The organism is Mesorhizobium sp. M1307, assembly GCF_040318155.1.
In the GTDB taxonomy this organism is placed as follows: Bacteria; Pseudomonadota; Alphaproteobacteria; order Rhizobiales; family Rhizobiaceae; genus Mesorhizobium.
On sequence record NZ_JAMYLR010000001.1, the window covers coordinates 620,826 to 636,150 of the forward strand.

The 15,325-nt window shown below is 62.3% G+C and carries 17 protein-coding genes; 5 read left to right on the forward strand and 12 right to left on the reverse strand.

Going from position 1 to position 15,325, the window contains the following annotated elements:
* Positions 1–9 precede the first annotated feature (9 nt).
* Entirely contained in the window at positions 10–627 is a 618-nt protein-coding gene (rpsD, locus tag NKH16_RS03280) for a 30S ribosomal protein S4 (protein ID WP_023717376.1), read from the reverse strand.
* Positions 628–1,007: 380 nt separating this feature from the next.
* Between rpsD and NKH16_RS03285 the strand changes: the two genes are divergently transcribed.
* A complete protein-coding gene (locus NKH16_RS03285) occupies positions 1,008–1,220 on the forward strand; it encodes a hypothetical protein (protein WP_023674706.1) in 213 nt (70 codons plus the stop codon).
* 90 nt (positions 1,221–1,310) lie between these two features.
* Here the strand turns inward: NKH16_RS03285 and NKH16_RS03290 are convergent, their stop codons facing one another.
* From NKH16_RS03290 to NKH16_RS03310, 5 genes are all read right to left on the reverse strand, one after another.
* A complete protein-coding gene (locus NKH16_RS03290) occupies positions 1,311–1,499 on the reverse strand; it encodes a DUF3008 family protein (RefSeq protein ID WP_023674705.1) in 189 nt (62 codons plus the stop codon).
* A 76-nt stretch (positions 1,500–1,575) separates the two neighbouring features.
* Complete coding sequence (gene murI / locus NKH16_RS03295; protein ID WP_352745689.1) at positions 1,576–2,388, reverse strand: glutamate racemase; 813 nt, start codon at positions 2,386–2,388, stop codon at positions 1,576–1,578.
* A gap of 139 nt (positions 2,389–2,527) precedes the next feature.
* Positions 2,528–3,184, reverse strand: a complete 657-nt coding sequence (locus NKH16_RS03300) for a DUF805 domain-containing protein (protein ID WP_502902815.1) — start codon at positions 3,182–3,184, stop codon at positions 2,528–2,530.
* A 94-nt stretch (positions 3,185–3,278) separates the two neighbouring features.
* A complete protein-coding gene (locus tag NKH16_RS03305; RefSeq protein ID WP_352745694.1) occupies positions 3,279–4,031 on the reverse strand; it encodes a hypothetical protein in 753 nt (250 codons plus the stop codon).
* 116 nt (positions 4,032–4,147) lie between these two features.
* Positions 4,148–5,014: an RNA methyltransferase gene (locus tag NKH16_RS03310; protein ID WP_352745696.1), complete on the reverse strand. Its 867-nt coding sequence runs from the start codon at positions 5,012–5,014 to the stop codon at positions 4,148–4,150.
* 206 nt (positions 5,015–5,220) lie between these two features.
* On the opposite strand from NKH16_RS03310, the gene NKH16_RS03315 reads away from it, so the two are divergent.
* Positions 5,221–6,432, forward strand: a complete 1,212-nt coding sequence (locus tag NKH16_RS03315) for an NADP-dependent isocitrate dehydrogenase (protein WP_352449387.1) — start codon at positions 5,221–5,223, stop codon at positions 6,430–6,432.
* A gap of 11 nt (positions 6,433–6,443) precedes the next feature.
* Positions 6,444–7,070 (forward strand): glutathione S-transferase family protein, encoded by a 627-nt coding sequence (locus tag NKH16_RS03320; protein ID WP_352898345.1) that lies wholly within the window; start codon positions 6,444–6,446, stop codon positions 7,068–7,070.
* Between the two features lie 201 nt (positions 7,071–7,271).
* Here the strand turns inward: NKH16_RS03320 and NKH16_RS03325 are convergent, their stop codons facing one another.
* The 3 genes from NKH16_RS03325 to recA form a co-directional block, all read right to left on the reverse strand.
* A complete protein-coding gene (locus tag NKH16_RS03325; protein WP_352745700.1) occupies positions 7,272–8,066 on the reverse strand; it encodes a PhzF family phenazine biosynthesis protein in 795 nt (264 codons plus the stop codon).
* A 64-nt stretch (positions 8,067–8,130) separates the two neighbouring features.
* Positions 8,131–10,797, reverse strand: coding sequence for an alanine--tRNA ligase (gene alaS / locus NKH16_RS03330; protein WP_352745703.1), 2,667 nt, complete (start codon positions 10,795–10,797; stop codon positions 8,131–8,133).
* A gap of 259 nt (positions 10,798–11,056) precedes the next feature.
* Positions 11,057–12,154: a recombinase RecA gene (recA, locus tag NKH16_RS03335; RefSeq protein WP_023674696.1), complete on the reverse strand. Its 1,098-nt coding sequence runs from the start codon at positions 12,152–12,154 to the stop codon at positions 11,057–11,059.
* Positions 12,155–12,431: 277 nt separating this feature from the next.
* Here recA and NKH16_RS03340 point away from each other — a divergent pair, with 277 nt between their 5' ends.
* Positions 12,432–13,355 carry a PfkB family carbohydrate kinase gene (locus tag NKH16_RS03340; RefSeq protein ID WP_352745706.1) on the forward strand — a complete coding sequence of 308 codons (924 nt, stop codon included), beginning with the start codon at positions 12,432–12,434 and terminating at the stop codon, positions 13,353–13,355.
* A gap of 34 nt (positions 13,356–13,389) precedes the next feature.
* Here the strand turns inward: NKH16_RS03340 and NKH16_RS03345 are convergent, their stop codons facing one another.
* A complete protein-coding gene (locus NKH16_RS03345) occupies positions 13,390–13,713 on the reverse strand; it encodes a TfoX/Sxy family protein (protein WP_023717364.1) in 324 nt (107 codons plus the stop codon).
* A 90-nt stretch (positions 13,714–13,803) separates the two neighbouring features.
* Here NKH16_RS03345 and NKH16_RS03350 point away from each other — a divergent pair, with 90 nt between their 5' ends.
* Positions 13,804–14,301 (forward strand): GFA family protein, encoded by a 498-nt coding sequence (locus NKH16_RS03350; RefSeq protein WP_352745708.1) that lies wholly within the window; start codon positions 13,804–13,806, stop codon positions 14,299–14,301.
* Positions 14,302–14,443: 142 nt separating this feature from the next.
* Here the strand turns inward: NKH16_RS03350 and sufA are convergent, their stop codons facing one another.
* Together sufA and NKH16_RS03360 are read right to left on the reverse strand one after the other, a co-directional pair.
* Positions 14,444–14,824: a Fe-S cluster assembly scaffold SufA gene (gene sufA / locus NKH16_RS03355; RefSeq protein ID WP_352449379.1), complete on the reverse strand. Its 381-nt coding sequence runs from the start codon at positions 14,822–14,824 to the stop codon at positions 14,444–14,446.
* 108 nt (positions 14,825–14,932) lie between these two features.
* A complete protein-coding gene (locus NKH16_RS03360) occupies positions 14,933–15,325 on the reverse strand; it encodes an SUF system Fe-S cluster assembly protein (RefSeq protein WP_023674690.1) in 393 nt (130 codons plus the stop codon).

Here is a 15,325-nt window from a genome sequence, read left to right on the forward strand (position 1 = left end):
ACGCGCCGATCAGCGCGAATAGAATTCGACGACCAGGTTCGGTTCCATCTGCACGGCAAACGGAACGTCCGCCAGGCCGGGGATGCGCGTGAAAGCCGCGGTCATCTTGTTGTGGTCGGCCTCGATGTAGTCGGGCACGTCGCGCTCGGCCAGGCCCACCGATTCCAGCACGATGACCAGCTGCTTCGACTTCTCGCGCACTTCGATGACATCGCCCGGCTTGCAGCGGTACGAGCCGATGTTGACGCGCTTGCCGTTGACGTTGACGTGGCCATGATTGACGAACTGGCGCGCCGCAAAGATGGTCGGCACGAACTTGGCGCGATAGACGACTGCGTCGAGGCGCGATTCGAGCAGGCCGATCAGGTTCTCCGAGGTGTCGCCCTTGCGGCGGTCCGCCTCTTCATAGACCTTGCGGAACTGCTTTTCCGACACGTCGCCATAGTGGCCCTTCAGCTTCTGCTTGGCGCGCAGCTGCAGGCCGAAATCGGAAAGCTTGCCCTTGCGGCGCTGGCCATGCTGGCCGGGGCCGTATTCACGCTTGTTGACCGGGGACTTCGGGCGGCCCCAGATGTTTTCGCCAAGACGGCGGTCGATCTTGTACTTCGCGGATTCGCGCTTGCTCATCGCATTCCCTTTCAAAACAATGCACCCGGAACCTCATGGTCCGGGTGAAGGAAACGCGCCCTCCTCTGGCCTCCGTTTTCGAGACCTGACAGGGTTTTCCACGCAACGCGACGGAAAACCCACGGGACACGTCATTTCAAACAAGACATAGGGAAAGTAAAACCGGCTTCCCAAACGTCTCGCACACATAAAGAAAACCACCGGGCATTGCGGCCCGGTGTTGGTGGGCTGGTTAAACGGAGATTTAACCGCTGTCAAGCTTCCGGCTGGCGCGAATCGCCGAACCGGATAGTGTTACGGTTGTAGAACGTGCCGGATGTGGCGGGAGGTTGCGCCAGCGGCATCAGGAAGGGACTGAAGTCAGAGGAGCTGGAATTCGCATGAAGAAGTTCTTCCTTACGTTGGTAGGAGCCGCGGTGATGGCCGGCACGATGGCGGTCGCGCCCGAGCCGGCGCAGGCCCGGCATTGGCATGGGCACAGGCATCACCAGGTCTGCCGCATCGTGGTCAAGAAGAAGGTGGTGTGGCGCCACGGTCATCGCAAGGTGATCCGCTACAAAGTGCGGCGCTGCGGGTGGGGCTGGAACTGGTAATTTTCGTCCTCGCCCGTTGAGACTTCATGGCCCGCGGCTCAGCCGCGGGCCTTTTATTGACCGGCATCCGCCGTCAGAATGGCCAGTCGATCAGTGTTTCGACTTCTTTTCCGGCAGGCCCTTGCGCTTGGTCTCGGCGAATTCCTCGAGCTGTTTTTCGCTCATGGATTTATACATTCCCTTCGACGCGCCTTTGAGCGCGCCCTTCTTGGTCTCGCCGCGCTTGGCTGACAATGCCGCGCCGGCCGCTTTCTGCTGGGCTTTTGAGGTGGCTGGCATGATGGTTTCTCCTGTTTCCAATGAGGGGAAAACGCATTGTCCGGTGTGATGTTCCCAAAGCGAAAATTGCCTGCGGTCAGGATATCGCCAGGCCAAATCCCTGCATCAGCCGGCGCGTCGGAAAATCGGCGCTGTTCGAGGTGAAGAATGCAAGGTCGGCGCCTTCCGGCAGTGCCTCTCTGCGATAGCGGGCCTCGGTATCGGCAAGCAGCGACAGCGCGCGGCGTGCGATCGCCTCGGCCGGGTCGAGCCAGTCGACCGGCCACGGTGCTGTCTTGCGCATGCGGTTGGCCAAAAACGGATAATGGGTGCAGGCAAGCACGACGATGTCGGTGCGCAGCCCGTCATGCTCGACGAAGCACGGCGCGATCTCGGCGCGCACGGCGTCCTCGTCGACAAAGCCATCGCGCATATAGGCTTCGGCCAATCCCGCCAGCCTGTCGCTGCCGACCAGGCGGACATGGCATTTCTGCGCCCATTTGCTGATCAGGTCGCGCGTGTACTGGCGCTTGACGGTGCCGGGCGTAGCCAGCACCGAAACCAGGCCTGAGCGCGTGCGTTCCGCCGCCGGCTTGATGGCCGGCACGGTGCCGACGAAAGGGTGGCCGGGAAACCTCTCGCGCAAGGCATCGATGACCAGTGTCGAGGCGGTGTTGCAGGCGATGACCGAGATAGCCGGCGAAAACCGGTCGAGCAGCCTGGCGAACAACTCCAGGATATGTGTTCTCAGCGCCGGCTCCTCCCAGCCGCCGAAGGGGAACGCCGCGTCGTCGGCGACATAGATGAAGCGGCGATCAGGCATCAAGACACGCGCCTCACGCAGCACGGTGAGGCCGCCAATGCCGGAATCGAACATCAGGATCGGACGGGCGCTCGATGGATCGGTCATTGTCATTGAGTCACTAAGGGCTGGGAATCACAAACGAGATCACGAGGGAGGCCCGGCCGATGCTTTCTGCTTCGGCCAATGATGCTTTATCCCGGCCGCTTCTATGTGGAACCATCATGGCCTTGATGCGGCGAGCCGGTCACACAAGGCCGCGCTTGCCGAAGCCGCCGGGCCGCGGCCGGCCGTTCGCCGGAGATGCAGGTTGAGATGCAGGGTGGTTCGACGGCACCGGCGCGGCCCGCGTGGCGTAGGCTGGAGCCAGGGCCGTCGCGCCGGCGGCTGACGCTGAATGGAGCGCGGCGGCGCCGCGCAGCGGCCCGGGCGGGTCGAAATCGTCGAAACTCAGGGATGACGCCATATCCGCAGAGCCACCGCCCGCCGGCTTGCCCGCCAAGATGACGGCCCACAGCCCGACAAGAGCCAATCCCAGCAGGTTAAGGCCGGAATGCGAATCTTCGCCGTCGAATTTTACGACAAGAACAGTGCCGGCCTGCAGGATCGCGAACAGCGTCGAGAACACGATATACGACCAAAGGATCCAACCCGACCCTTGCGCGTCGCGGCTTCGACGCCAGGCGAAATTCGCGCGGAACAGAACAATCACCAGCGAGGTAACGAGAACAGCCGCGGCCAGCCCTTCCCTGGAAGGTCCGGGCTTCGAATTGGCCAAACCCTCGATGCCGATGGTCAGCACGACGCACAGCACAAAGGTCACGATTTCCGCAACCAGCAAGGCCGCAGAATAGAAGAAAAAGCGAAGACGCCCGATATTTGAATTGAACATCCGAGGACCCATCGTTCGCCGGACAATGGATCATATCGAATAACATTCGGTTACTGGTGAGGTGGCGGGATTCGAAGCTTAGGGCCGTTGACAAAGTCGGCTTTGTTCACTGAAGCCCAAATGCTACCCGCTTCAAAACGTCGTTCACCTGAAGCCTAAAATCGACGGTGTAGAAGGTCGATTGAACGACTGCGCCTTCTTTGATCTCTAAAATGCTGTCTCGACTGAATGTGCATCCCGTTGCGTCCAGAAGGCTTGATACCGCAGCTATCGCACCGACGGTTTTTTCATCTAGGCGATAGAGTGCCGGATATATCGGGGCGCACTTGTTCCCAGCATTCTCAACTAAGCGCCATTCCGTGTCGAAGAAATACGTCGCACGTGCCTTCGCATCAGATCGCGTGCCACCATGCTCATCGCCCCATCTTGAATGCAAACCGTTGGCCCAGTCGTCTATTGAAATCAGGTTCGAGGTATTTGACTCGACTCCGTATACTATCGAGTAGACGTGGCTGCCGGTTAGCGGCGACGTCAACGCAAACCTATATCTGAATATCAGGTTCTGCTCTTTCTCTTCGTGAGATATTGAGATGGTCTGCAAATATGCAGAGCGAGCCTCCAGTGAAAGTGACATGTCCTTGCGGTTGTTGAGCGCTCGTTTCTTTTCCGAACGCTCCCAATCGGGATAGCGTGACCTGATAACTTCCTCCAGTTCCTGTCTAGGCATTCCGACGCGGAGCACGGAATTGGGTAACAATCTTTCAATGGCTTGCTGTGCGGGAAGTGTGCTCGATGGCTTTTCAAATTCCGACGCCGCAGACATTTCAGATAACAGACAGAATAAGACAAACGCGGGCAAGATAGCTCTGGGCACGATCTCTCTCACTGATTAAGGGCGTCGCCAGCAGAAGAAGCACACCCGCCTTGGCAGTCAATGGCAATTGCTTTTTATGCGCTCCCGTTGGGAACAAACACCTAGTCTTTGTCTGTCGCCTTACCAGCGCGCCGGGCCGCCGCCGGGAGCCGCCTTGGATCGTCGCCGGGCGATCCGTCGCCGCGCGGCATGGCCGGCGAGAACCTGTCCAGCGATGATATTATGCCGCGCAGCACCTTGAGCTCCGGCTCGGCAAAGCCGGGGCGGGTCAGCACAGCGCGCAAATTGTCGACCATCTTCGGCTTCTTCGCTGCCGGGCGGAAATAGCCGCGCGCCTCCAGTGCACCTTCCAGATACGCAAACAGGCCGTGCAATTCTTCCTTGGCAGCCGGTGGCATTTCGGGGCCGGAGAAGTTGGTCCTGGTCTCGTCTTCCAGGCCGGACTTCATCCATTCATAGGACATCAGCAGGGCCGCCTGGGCGATGTTGAGCGAGGAGAAGGCTGGATCGACGGGGAAGGTGACGATCTCGTCGGCAAGGCCGACCTCGTCATTATAGAGGCCGAAGCGCTCGCGACCGAACAGGATGCCGGTGCGCTGGCCGGCCCGCTGCCGCGCGCGCAGCGCCCTGCCCGCCTCGACCGGACCGCGCACCGGCTTGAAATTGTCGCGCGCGCGCGCCGTGGTGGCGAAGACGAAATTCAGATCGGCGACTGCCGAGGCGAGGTCATCGAACACCGTGACGGCATCGATGACGTGGTCGGCGCGGCTTGCGGCGGCACGCGCCTTCTCGCTCGGCCAGCCGTCGCGCGGATTGACGAGCCGCAGCTCGGAAAGGCCGAAATTGGCCATGGCGCGTGCAACCATGCCGATATTCTCGCCGAGCTGCGGCTCGACCAGGATGATCGCCGGTCCGGACGCTGGAGTTCCGGAGGCAAGAGGGGTGTCGGGATCCTGGGTAGCGGCCATGGTTGTCAGTGAACTGCTGTTTGCGGCATTTCGCAGTCCCCTGCCACATTTGGCGACGAAAATGAAGCTTTCGCAAGGAATGCCGGCACTACGGCGCGGTTCGCCGTTTGCGCGGCCAAAAAGCCTTTGATATACGGGCCGCATCCCAGGGCCGGCAGCCGTGCGGGCAAGGCCGTTCCGTTCCCCAAAAGCGAGGCATTCTTTCCATGGCGAAGATCAAGGTGGCGAACCCGGTCGTCGAACTCGACGGCGACGAGATGACCCGCATCATCTGGCAGTTCATCAAGGACAAGCTGATCCACCCTTATCTCGACCTCAAGCTCGAATATTACGACCTCGGCATCGAGCACCGCGACGCCACCAACGACCAGGTGACCATCGATTCCGCCAACGCCATCAAGAAATACGGCGTCGGCGTGAAATGCGCGACGATCACGCCCGACGAGCAGCGCGTCGAGGAATTCAAGCTGAAGAAGATGTGGAAGTCGCCGAACGGCACCATCCGCAACATCCTCGGCGGCACCATCTTTCGCGAGCCGATCATCATGAAGAACGTGCCGCGGCTGGTGCCCGGCTGGACCAAGCCGATCATCGTCGGCCGCCACGCCTTCGGCGACCAGTACCGCGCCACCGACTTCCGCTTCCCCGGCAAGGGCAAGCTGACGATCAAATTCGTCGGCGAGGACGGCCAGGTGATCGAGCACGACGTCTTCGACGCACCCGGCGCCGGCGTCGCCATGGCCATGTACAATCTCGACGAATCGATCCGCGAATTCGCCCGCGCCTCCCTGAACTACGGCCTGCTGCGCAATTACCCCGTCTACCTCTCGACCAAGAACACCATCCTCAAAGCCTATGACGGCCGCTTCAAGGACATCTTCCAGGAGGTCTACGAGGCGGAGTTCGAAACAGAATTCAAAGCGAAGAAGCTCTGGTACGAGCACCGGCTGATCGACGACATGGTGGCCTCCAGCCTGAAATGGTCGGGTGGCTATGTCTGGGCCTGCAAGAATTATGACGGCGACGTGCAGTCCGACACGGTGGCGCAAGGCTTCGGCTCGCTCGGCCTGATGACCTCGGTGCTGATGACGCCGGACGGCAAGACCGTCGAGGCGGAAGCCGCACACGGCACCGTTACCCGCCACTATCGCCAGCACCAGAAGGGCGAGGAGACCTCGACCAATTCGATCGCCTCGATCTTTGCCTGGACGCGCGGCCTCGCGCACCGCGCCAAGCTCGACGACAATGCCGAACTGAGGCGCTTTGCCGAGACGCTGGAAAGGGTCTGCATCCAGACGGTCGAGTCCGGCTTCATGACCAAGGACCTGTCGCTGCTGATCGGCCCCGACCAGCCATGGCTTTCGACCACCGGCTTCCTCGACAAGATCGACGAGAATTTGCAGAAAGCGATGGCCTGAGCCCAACCGGCATGGGCAAGCCCGTCGTCTACGGCGCGGACTACAGCGTCTATGTGCGCATCGTGCGGCTGGTGCTGGAGGAAAAGGGCGTCGGCTACGAGCTCGTGCCCGTCGACATCTTTGCCGCGGACGGCATTCCCGGCTGGTATTTCGACCACCAGCCGTTCGGCCGCATCCCGGCCTTCGAGCATGACGGCTTTCGCCTCTACGAGACCGGCGCGATTGCCCGTTATGTCGACGAAGCCTTTGGCGGCCCGGCGCTGCAACCGGTCGAAGCCCGGCCTCGAGCACGCCTGAACCAGATCACCGGCCTGCTCGACGCCTACGCCTACAGGGCCATGGTCTGGGATGTCGCTGTCGAGCGGCTGGAAAAAACGCCGCCCGACGAAGCCGTGATCGCCAACGGGTTGCGGCAGGCGAGAACGGCATTGCAGGCGCTCTCCTCGCTGAAAGCCGAAGGGCCTTGGCTGTTGGGAACGGACCTGACGCTGGCCGACCTGCACGCCGCACCGATCATCGGCTATTTCATCAAGGTCGCCGAGGGACAAGCCCTGCTGGCCGAGTTTGCCGAGATCCGGGATTGGTATGTGCGCATCACTCAACGCGCGAGTTTTGCGAAAACCGAAAAGGCAGGGTGAAACCGCCGCGAGGCGCGGCAACTTCGCACGACCTGGGTTCCTCGCCTCGCTTGCGGGGAGAGCTGGCTCGGCGAAGCCGAGACGGAGAGGGGAAATCGGCGCATTCCTAAAGCGCCTTTTGATTGCGCAGGCCCCCTCTCCGGCCGCTTCGCGGCCACCTCTCCCCCACTTCGTGGGGGCGAGAAACCGGAGCCAAGCCGCTCAATCGGGAAGGTAGATCTCCGCCTTCATGAAGGTCTTCGCACGGCCTGTGATCAGCACGCGATCTCCGGCCAGTTCGCATAGCAAATGCCCGCCGCGCTGCGAGCATTGGAATGCCGACAGATGCGTCTTGCCGAGTTTTTCAGCCCAGTAAGGCACCAGCGTCGCATGAATGGAGCCGGTAACCGGATCCTCGGGAATGCCCGCCCCGGGCACGAAGTAACGGGAGACGAAATCGTGGGCTCGCCCAGGCGCGGTAATGACCAGGCCGAGAGGATGAAAACGTCCGATCCTGAGCAGATCGGGAACGAAAGATCGCACGGTTGTCTCGTCGGCAAGCTCGACAAACAGGTTCTCGAAATTGCGGAAGCTCGCAACCGGCCGCTGAGGCAATATCGCTTGCAGCGCCGAGTTCAGCTCTTCCTCGACGGGCTGCGGCGGAAAACAAGGCAGATCGAGCTGATAGCCCCCTTCCCACCGGGAAACCCGCAGCTCGCCGACCCGGGTGGCGAAGGCCATTTCGCCCTGACCATTGTATTCCGTAGCCAGCACATGGGCTGCCGCAAGAGTGGCGTGGCCGCAGAAGTCGACTTCATGGACCGGCGTGAACCAGCGCAAATCCCAACCTTTGCCATTCGGCCGCACAAACGCGGTTTCAGCAAGATTGTTTTCGTTGGCGATGGCCTGCATTACCTGCTCCGACAGCCATTCCTCTAAAAGGAGAACGGCGGCAGGGTTACCCTGGAAGGCCCGTTCGGCAAAGGCATCGACCTGATACATCGTCAGCGTCGGCATATCGGCCCTCAAAGATATCCGCTGGGCGGCGCGCCATTTCGGCCGTGCCGCCCCCGGTGTAGGTTCACGCCGCTTCGAGAGCCGCTTTCACCGCAGCGATCGCGTCTTCGGCCTTCGAGCCGTCCGGGCCGCCGGCCTGGGCCATATCGGGTCGCCCGCCGCCGCCTTGCCCGCCCAATGCCGCGGACGCGACGCGCACCAGATCGATGGCGTTGAAGCGGCCGGTCAGATCATCGGTGACGGCGACGACGACGCTCGCCTTGTTGTCCTCGCCGGCGCCGACAAAGACGACGATGCCGGAGCCGAGCGACTTCTTGCCGGCATCGGCCAACGGCTTAAGATCCTTTGGCGAGACGCCCGATACCGCCTTGCCGAGAAAACCGACACCGGCAATGGTTTCGTTTTCCGCAGGCACACCGGCTGGCGAGCGATCGCCCAGCGCCAGCTTCTTGCGCGCCTCGATCAGCTCCTTTTCGAGCTTCTTGCGTTCGTCCAGCAGCGCCTCGACGCGGGCCGGCACATCGGCCGGCGAAATCTTCAACGCGGCGGCGGCCGCCTTCAACCGCTTGTCCTGTTCGTCGAGATGCTTTCTGGCCGCCTCGCCGGTCAACGCCTCGATGCGGCGCACGCCGGCAGCGACCGCGCTGTCGGACACGATGCGCACCAGGCCGATATCGCCGGTCGCCCTGACATGGGTGCCGCCGCATAGCTCGACCGAGTAAGGCCGGTTGGCCTTGGCGCCATGCAAGCCCGTGCCCATCGAAACGACGCGCACTTCATCGCCATATTTCTCGCCAAACAGCGCCATGGCGCCTTCGGCAATGGCGTCGTCGACAGACATCAGCCGCGTGGTTACAGGGCCGTTCTGAACGACGATCTCGTTTGCCATGCGCTCGACCTCTTCGAGCTCGTCAGGCGAGATCGGCTTGTTGTGCGAAATGTCGAAGCGCAGACGCTCGGGCGCGACCAGCGAGCCCTTCTGCGCCACATGGGTACCCAGCACCTCGCGCAGCGCCTCATGGATCAGATGCGTGGCGGAATGGTTCGCGCGCAGCCTGGTGCGACGCGCGTGGTCCACCTTCAGCTCGACGGTCGCGCCCGTCTTGACCGTGCCGGTAGCCACCTTGCCGAGATGGACGAAAAGCCCATCGGCCTTCTTCTGGGTATCGGATATCTCGATCGAGAACCCGTCGCCTGAAATGACGCCGGTATCGCCCATCTGGCCACCGGACTCGCCATAGAACGGCGTCTGGTTGACAACCACGGCAACGGCGTCGCCTTTGCCGGCGCTTTCCACGGTCTTGCCGTCCTTGACCAGCGCCTGGACGAGGCCTTCGGCCTGCTCGGTCTCATAGCCCAGGAATTCGGTGGCGCCGGTCTCCTCACGCACCGCGAACCATATCGTCTCGGTTGCGGCCTCACCGGAACCAGCCCAGCTTTTGCGCGCCTCCGCCTTCTGCCGCTCCATCGCCTCGGTGAAGCCGGCAAGGTTGACCGAGATGTTGCGCTGGCGCAGCGCATCCTGCGTCAGATCGAGCGGAAAGCCATAGGTGTCGTAGAGCTTGAACGCTGTCTCGCCATCCAGCATGTCGCCGGAGGCCAGCTTTTCCGTCGCCTCGGAAAGCAAGCCCAAGCCGCGCACCAGCGTCTTGCGGAAACGAGTTTCCTCAAGCTTCAGCGTTTCGGTGATCATCTGTTCGCCGCGCACCAGTTCCGGGTAGGCTTGGCCCATCTCGCGGACCAGTGCCGGCACCAGGCGCCACATCAGCGGATCGCGGGCGCCGAGCAACTGCGCGTGGCGCATGGCGCGGCGCATGATGCGACGAAGCACGTAGCCGCGTCCTTCGTTGGACGGCAGCACGCCGTCGGCGACCAGGAAGCAGGACGAACGCAAATGGTCGGCGATGACACGGAACGATGCGACGGTGCCCGCATCCGGACCTTTGCCAAGCGCCGACGACGCAGCGTCGATCAGGTGGCGGAACAGGTCGGTTTCGAAGACGCTTTCAACGCCTTGCAGGATGGAAGCCATGCGCTCGAGGCCCATGCCTGTGTCGATCGACGGACGCGGCAGGTCGACGCGCTCTTCCTTCGTCACCTGTTCGTACTGCATGAACACCAGGTTCCAGAATTCAAGGAAACGGTCGCCATCCTCCTCGGGGCTGCCGGGAGGGCCGCCCCAGATATGCTCGCCACGGTCGATGAATATCTCCGAACACGGCCCGCAAGGCCCGGTGTCACCCATCGCCCAGAAGTTGTCCGAAGTCGCGATGCGGATGATGCGATCGTCCGAAAGGCCGGCGATCTTCTTCCAGTACGAAGCCGCCTCGTCGTCGGTGTGGTAGACGGTGACCAGCAGCTTGTCCTTCTTCAGCCCGAACTCCCTGGTGATCAGGTTCCAGGCAAGCTCTATGGCCCGCTCCTTGAAATAGTCGCCGAAGGAGAAATTGCCGAGCATCTCGAAGAAGGTCAGGTGGCGCGCGGTGTAGCCGACATTGTCGAGGTCGTTGTGCTTGCCGCCGGCGCGAACACTCTTCTGGGCGGTCGTGGCGCGCGAATAGGGCCGCTTCTCCAGACCGGTGAAAACGTTCTTGAACTGCACCATGCCGGCATTGGTGAACATCAGCGTCGGGTCGTTGCGCGGCACCAGCGGGCTTGACGCGACGACCTCGTGACCTTCCTTGCGAAAATAGTCGAGAAATGCCGACCGGATCTCGTTGACGCCACTCATGAATACTGCCTTTTCGAGAGAACCGCCGGATGCCGGCGGAAAATAGACATGGCCTTTTAGCGGTCGCACCGCAGCCTGTCCAGAAACACCAAATGGGCTCAAATCCCGGCGTTCACCAGCGCCTTGAAATGCGTCTGCCTCGCCGTCAAACGCGAACCGCCGGCCCTGGGCCGGCGGTTCGAAACGCATCGATTACGCAAACTCAAAATCAAAACATCAAATCGAAACCTGGCTGAGGCTCAGCGAGGCGTCGCTTGCCCTACATCACCCCAGCGTCGTCCTCGAAACCGTCGTCGCTGCTTTCGGAGCCGCCGTTCTCAAGGAATTTCTCAGCGATCAGTCCGGCATTCTGCCGTAGCGCCAGCTCGATCTCGCGCGCCGTGTCGGGATTGTCGCGCAGGAACAGTTTTGCGTTTTCGCGGCCCTGGCCAAGACGCTGCGAATTGTAGGAGAACCAGGCGCCCGACTTTTCGACCACGCCCGCCTTGACGCCGAGATCGACCAGCTCGCCGGTCTTGGAGACGCCCTCGCCATACATGATGTCGAACTCGACCACCTTGAAGGGCGGCGCCAGCTTGTTCTTGACGACCTTGACGCGGGTCTGGTTGCCGACGACCTCGTCGCGATCCTTGACCGAGCCGATGCGGCGGATGTCGAGGCGGACCGAGGCATAGAATTTCAACGCATTGCCGCCGGTCGTCGTCTCGGGCGAACCAAACATGACGCCGATCTTCATGCGGATCTGGTTGATGAAGATGACCATGGTGTTGGAGCGCGAGATCGAGGCGGTGAGCTTGCGCAGTGCCTGGCTCATCAGGCGGGCCTGCAGGCCGGGCAGCGAATCGCCCATCTCGCCTTCGATTTCCGCCCGCGGCGTCAACGCCGCCACCGAATCGACCACCAGCACGTCGATGGCGCCGGAGCGCACCAGCGTGTCGCAGATCTCCAGCGCCTGCTCGCCGGTATCGGGCTGCGAGATCAGCAGGTTTTCGAGATCGACGCCGAGCTTGCGGGCATAGACCGGGTCGAGCGCGTGCTCGGCATCGACGAAGGCGCAGATGCCGCCCTTCTTCTGGGCTTCGGCCACCGTGTGCAGCGCCAGCGTCGTCTTGCCCGAGCTTTCCGGCCCGTAGATCTCGACGATGCGGCCGCGCGGCAGGCCGCCGACGCCAAGCGCGATGTCCAGCCCAAGCGAGCCGGTCGGCACCGTTTCGATCTCGACGACCTGCTCGTTCGCGCCGAGCCGCATGATCGAGCCCTTGCCGAAGGCACGCTCGATTTGCGACAGCGCCGCATCCAGAGCCTTTGATTTGTCCACCGCTTTGTCCTCTACAAGCCGCAAAGAATTCTGAGCCATGATACATCACCCCGTGGTCGTCAATGGAGGCCGGACAATCCCGCAATCCTTAAAAGAATGTACCTCATTTGTTCTCATTTGTCAATGAGCACCAAGGGTTTGAAAAATAACGCATATCCCTATTTGTTCTATTTTTGTTTCGCAATTATTGCTTCCGATGTGTCTCGCCTCGCATGCGGCGCCGTTGCCGTCACCAACCGAATCGGACCCGCGATTGCAGGGTTCCGCCCGGCGACCTAGTCTCCCCCGGGCAACAGCTAAAGGGCATTTTGACGGCATGATCAAATCCCCGACGATCCTGGCCGTGGGCGGCGCCTATATCGAGCGGCGCGGCCGGGTTGCCGGCGCCTTCGTGCCGGCCGCTTCCAACCCCGGCACGATGCGCGAGCATGTCGGCGGTGCCGTCTTCAACGCCTTGCGCTGTGCGGTGCGACGCGGCGTCTCGGCCTCGCTGCTTTCGGTGCGCGGCGGCGATGCCCTTGGCGACACGGTTTTACGCGCCGTCACCGAGGCCGGCGTTGCCGACCTGTCGGCGGTGTTCCTCGACCGAGCAACGCCAAGCCATACGATGCTGATCGACAGCGACGGCGGGCTGATCGCCGGCCTTGCCGACATGGTGCTCTACGAGCTGGCGCTTCCCAAGCAGATCCGCCGTGCCAAGGTGCGGGAAGCGATCGGTTCGGCCGACGCGGTGCTGTGCGACGCCAACTTGCCGTCGACCGCGCTGGAGCGGCTGGCGGCACTCGCCGCCGGCAAGCCGGTGTTTGCGCTTGCGGTCTCGCCCAACAAAGCGGCGCGGCTGACGCCGGTGCTCGACCGTCTGGCGATGGCCTTCATGAACCGGCACGAGGCCGGCGTGCTCGCCGGCGTCCAAATCGATCAAGGCATCGTCGACGGCCTGAGACGCGCCGGGCTGAAAAGCGGCGTGATCACCGCCGGCGACGAACCAGTGCTCGGTTTCGACGAATTGAGCGCGTTCTCGATCTCGCCACCGCCGCTGCAAAAGCGGACCGATGCTGCCGGCGCCGGCGACGCATTGGCAGGCGCCACGATCGCTGCCCTGCTGCGCGGCCTGACGCTGCGCGCGGCACTGCGCGAAGGCATTGCCGCAGCGATGCTCGTCGTCGAGAGTGCCGCCTTCACCAGCGCTGGCTTTGCCGAAGCGCTGGCGCTCGTGCCCGAGGCGCGGGACCTGGCGTGAAATGCGGCCCGGAATTGCCGAAGCATGACGCAGCCTATTTGCCGGCGCGCCGTCCTGCCTCGTAGGCGCGACGCGCCCAGATCGCCATCTCGTCGGGATCGTCGAACGCGCTGTCGGGAACGCTCCAATAGGGCATCGACACGAGCTTGCCGTGGCGCGAGCCGGTATAGGTCCATTGCCGGCAGCCGGCCGCTTCGAAATCGGGCGCGCTTTCGGCGTCGGCCTTCAGCATCAATTCGCCACGGATGACGATGGCGACGATGACGCCGTCGAAATAGATGCCCTTGCCGCCGAACAGCTTGCGGATGCTGACCGGGCCGAGGCCTTCGAAAAGCTCTTCTATGCGCTCGTTGTCCATGCGGCGATCATGTCACCCGGATTTCCCCTTGTCATCGCCGCAACCGGCGCCATCCTGACAAAGTGCAAATCACTTTCGTCGGAGTTTCTCATGCCGCTTCTGCTCAAAGGGTCCTGCCGGTGCAATGCCGTGCGTTTCGAGGTGGAAAGCCACACGCCGGTGCCGTTCATGCTGTGCTACTGCTCGATCTGCCGCAAGCAGCAGGGCGGCGGCGGTTTTGCCATCAATCTCGGCGCCGATTACGAGACGCTGAAAATCCAGGGCAAGCGCCATCTCGGCGTCTTCCGTGCCGAGATCGAGGACGACGAGCACCCGCAACGCGAGATCTCGACGGGCGAGCGGAACTTCTGCACGAAATGCGGGACGGCACTCTGGCTCTACGATCCGACCTGGCCGGAGCTGGTGCATCCGTTCGCCTCGGCTGTCGACACAGACCTGCCGAAACCGCCGGAGAAGGTGCATCTGATGCTGAAATACAAGGCGAATTGGGTCGAGCCGGATATCGGCAAGGGCGACAAGGTTTTCGATGTCTACCCGGAGGAGTCGATCGCCGACTGGCACAAGCGAACGGGGATGTGGGTGGATTAGCGTTCTTCTCCCCGTCGCTATACGGGGAGAAGATGCCGGCAGGCAGATGAGGGGCGGCGCGAACTTGCGAGAGCAGGCTCTGCCCCTCATCCGGCCCTTCGGGCCACCTTCTCCCCGTATAGTGACGGGGAGAAGGAAAGCCTCAGGCCGAAGCGCGTGCTTCGGCCAGTGCCTTCAGATCAGCCGGCTTCAAATCGACCGATTCGCCGCAGCCGCAGGCCGAGCTCTGGTTCGGATTGCGGAAGGTGAAGCCGGTGCGCAGCGTCGTCTGCTCGAAATCCATCTCGGTGCCGAACAGGAAAAGTGCCGCCTCCGGCGCGACATAGACATGGGCGCCGTCGCGCTCGATGTGGTCGTCCTTGGTGTTGGGCTTGGTCACCAGATCGACCGTATATTCCATGCCGGCGCAGCCGCCCTTCTTGATGCCAAGGCGAATGCCATGCGCATTCTCACGGGTCGCGACGATCTCGCGCACCCGGTCGGCAGCCTTTTCGGTCATCGTGATGACGGCAAAGCGTCCCATTTCATTCTCCACGTTCGCGCGGGTTTAAGGCCTGCCGAATGATTCCTCACCTAAAATGGTGAAGTTTTGTATCCGGCGCAAGTGCGCCAGCCTCTGGCTGGTCGGATGCTAGTACCAGCCAACCGCCACCTGCGCCTCTTCCGACATGCGGTCGGGCGACCATGGTGGGTCGAAGGTCATGTTGACCTCGACGCCGGAGACGCCTTCGACGGCGCCGACGGCATTCTCCACCCAGCCCGGCATTTCGCCGGCCACCGGGCAGCCCGGCGCGGTCAGTGTCATGTCGATCTTGACCGAGCGGTCGTCCTCGATGTCGATCTTGTAGACCAGGCCGAGCTCGTAGATGTCGGCCGGGATTTCCGGGTCGTAGACCGTCTTCAGCGCCGAGACGATGTCGTCGGTCAGCCGCGCCAATTCTTCGGCCGGAATGGCCGATCCGGAGACCACCGCATTGGTGGCCGTTTCGGAAGTGGTCTCGGCGGTATGGCCGGCATCATCCAT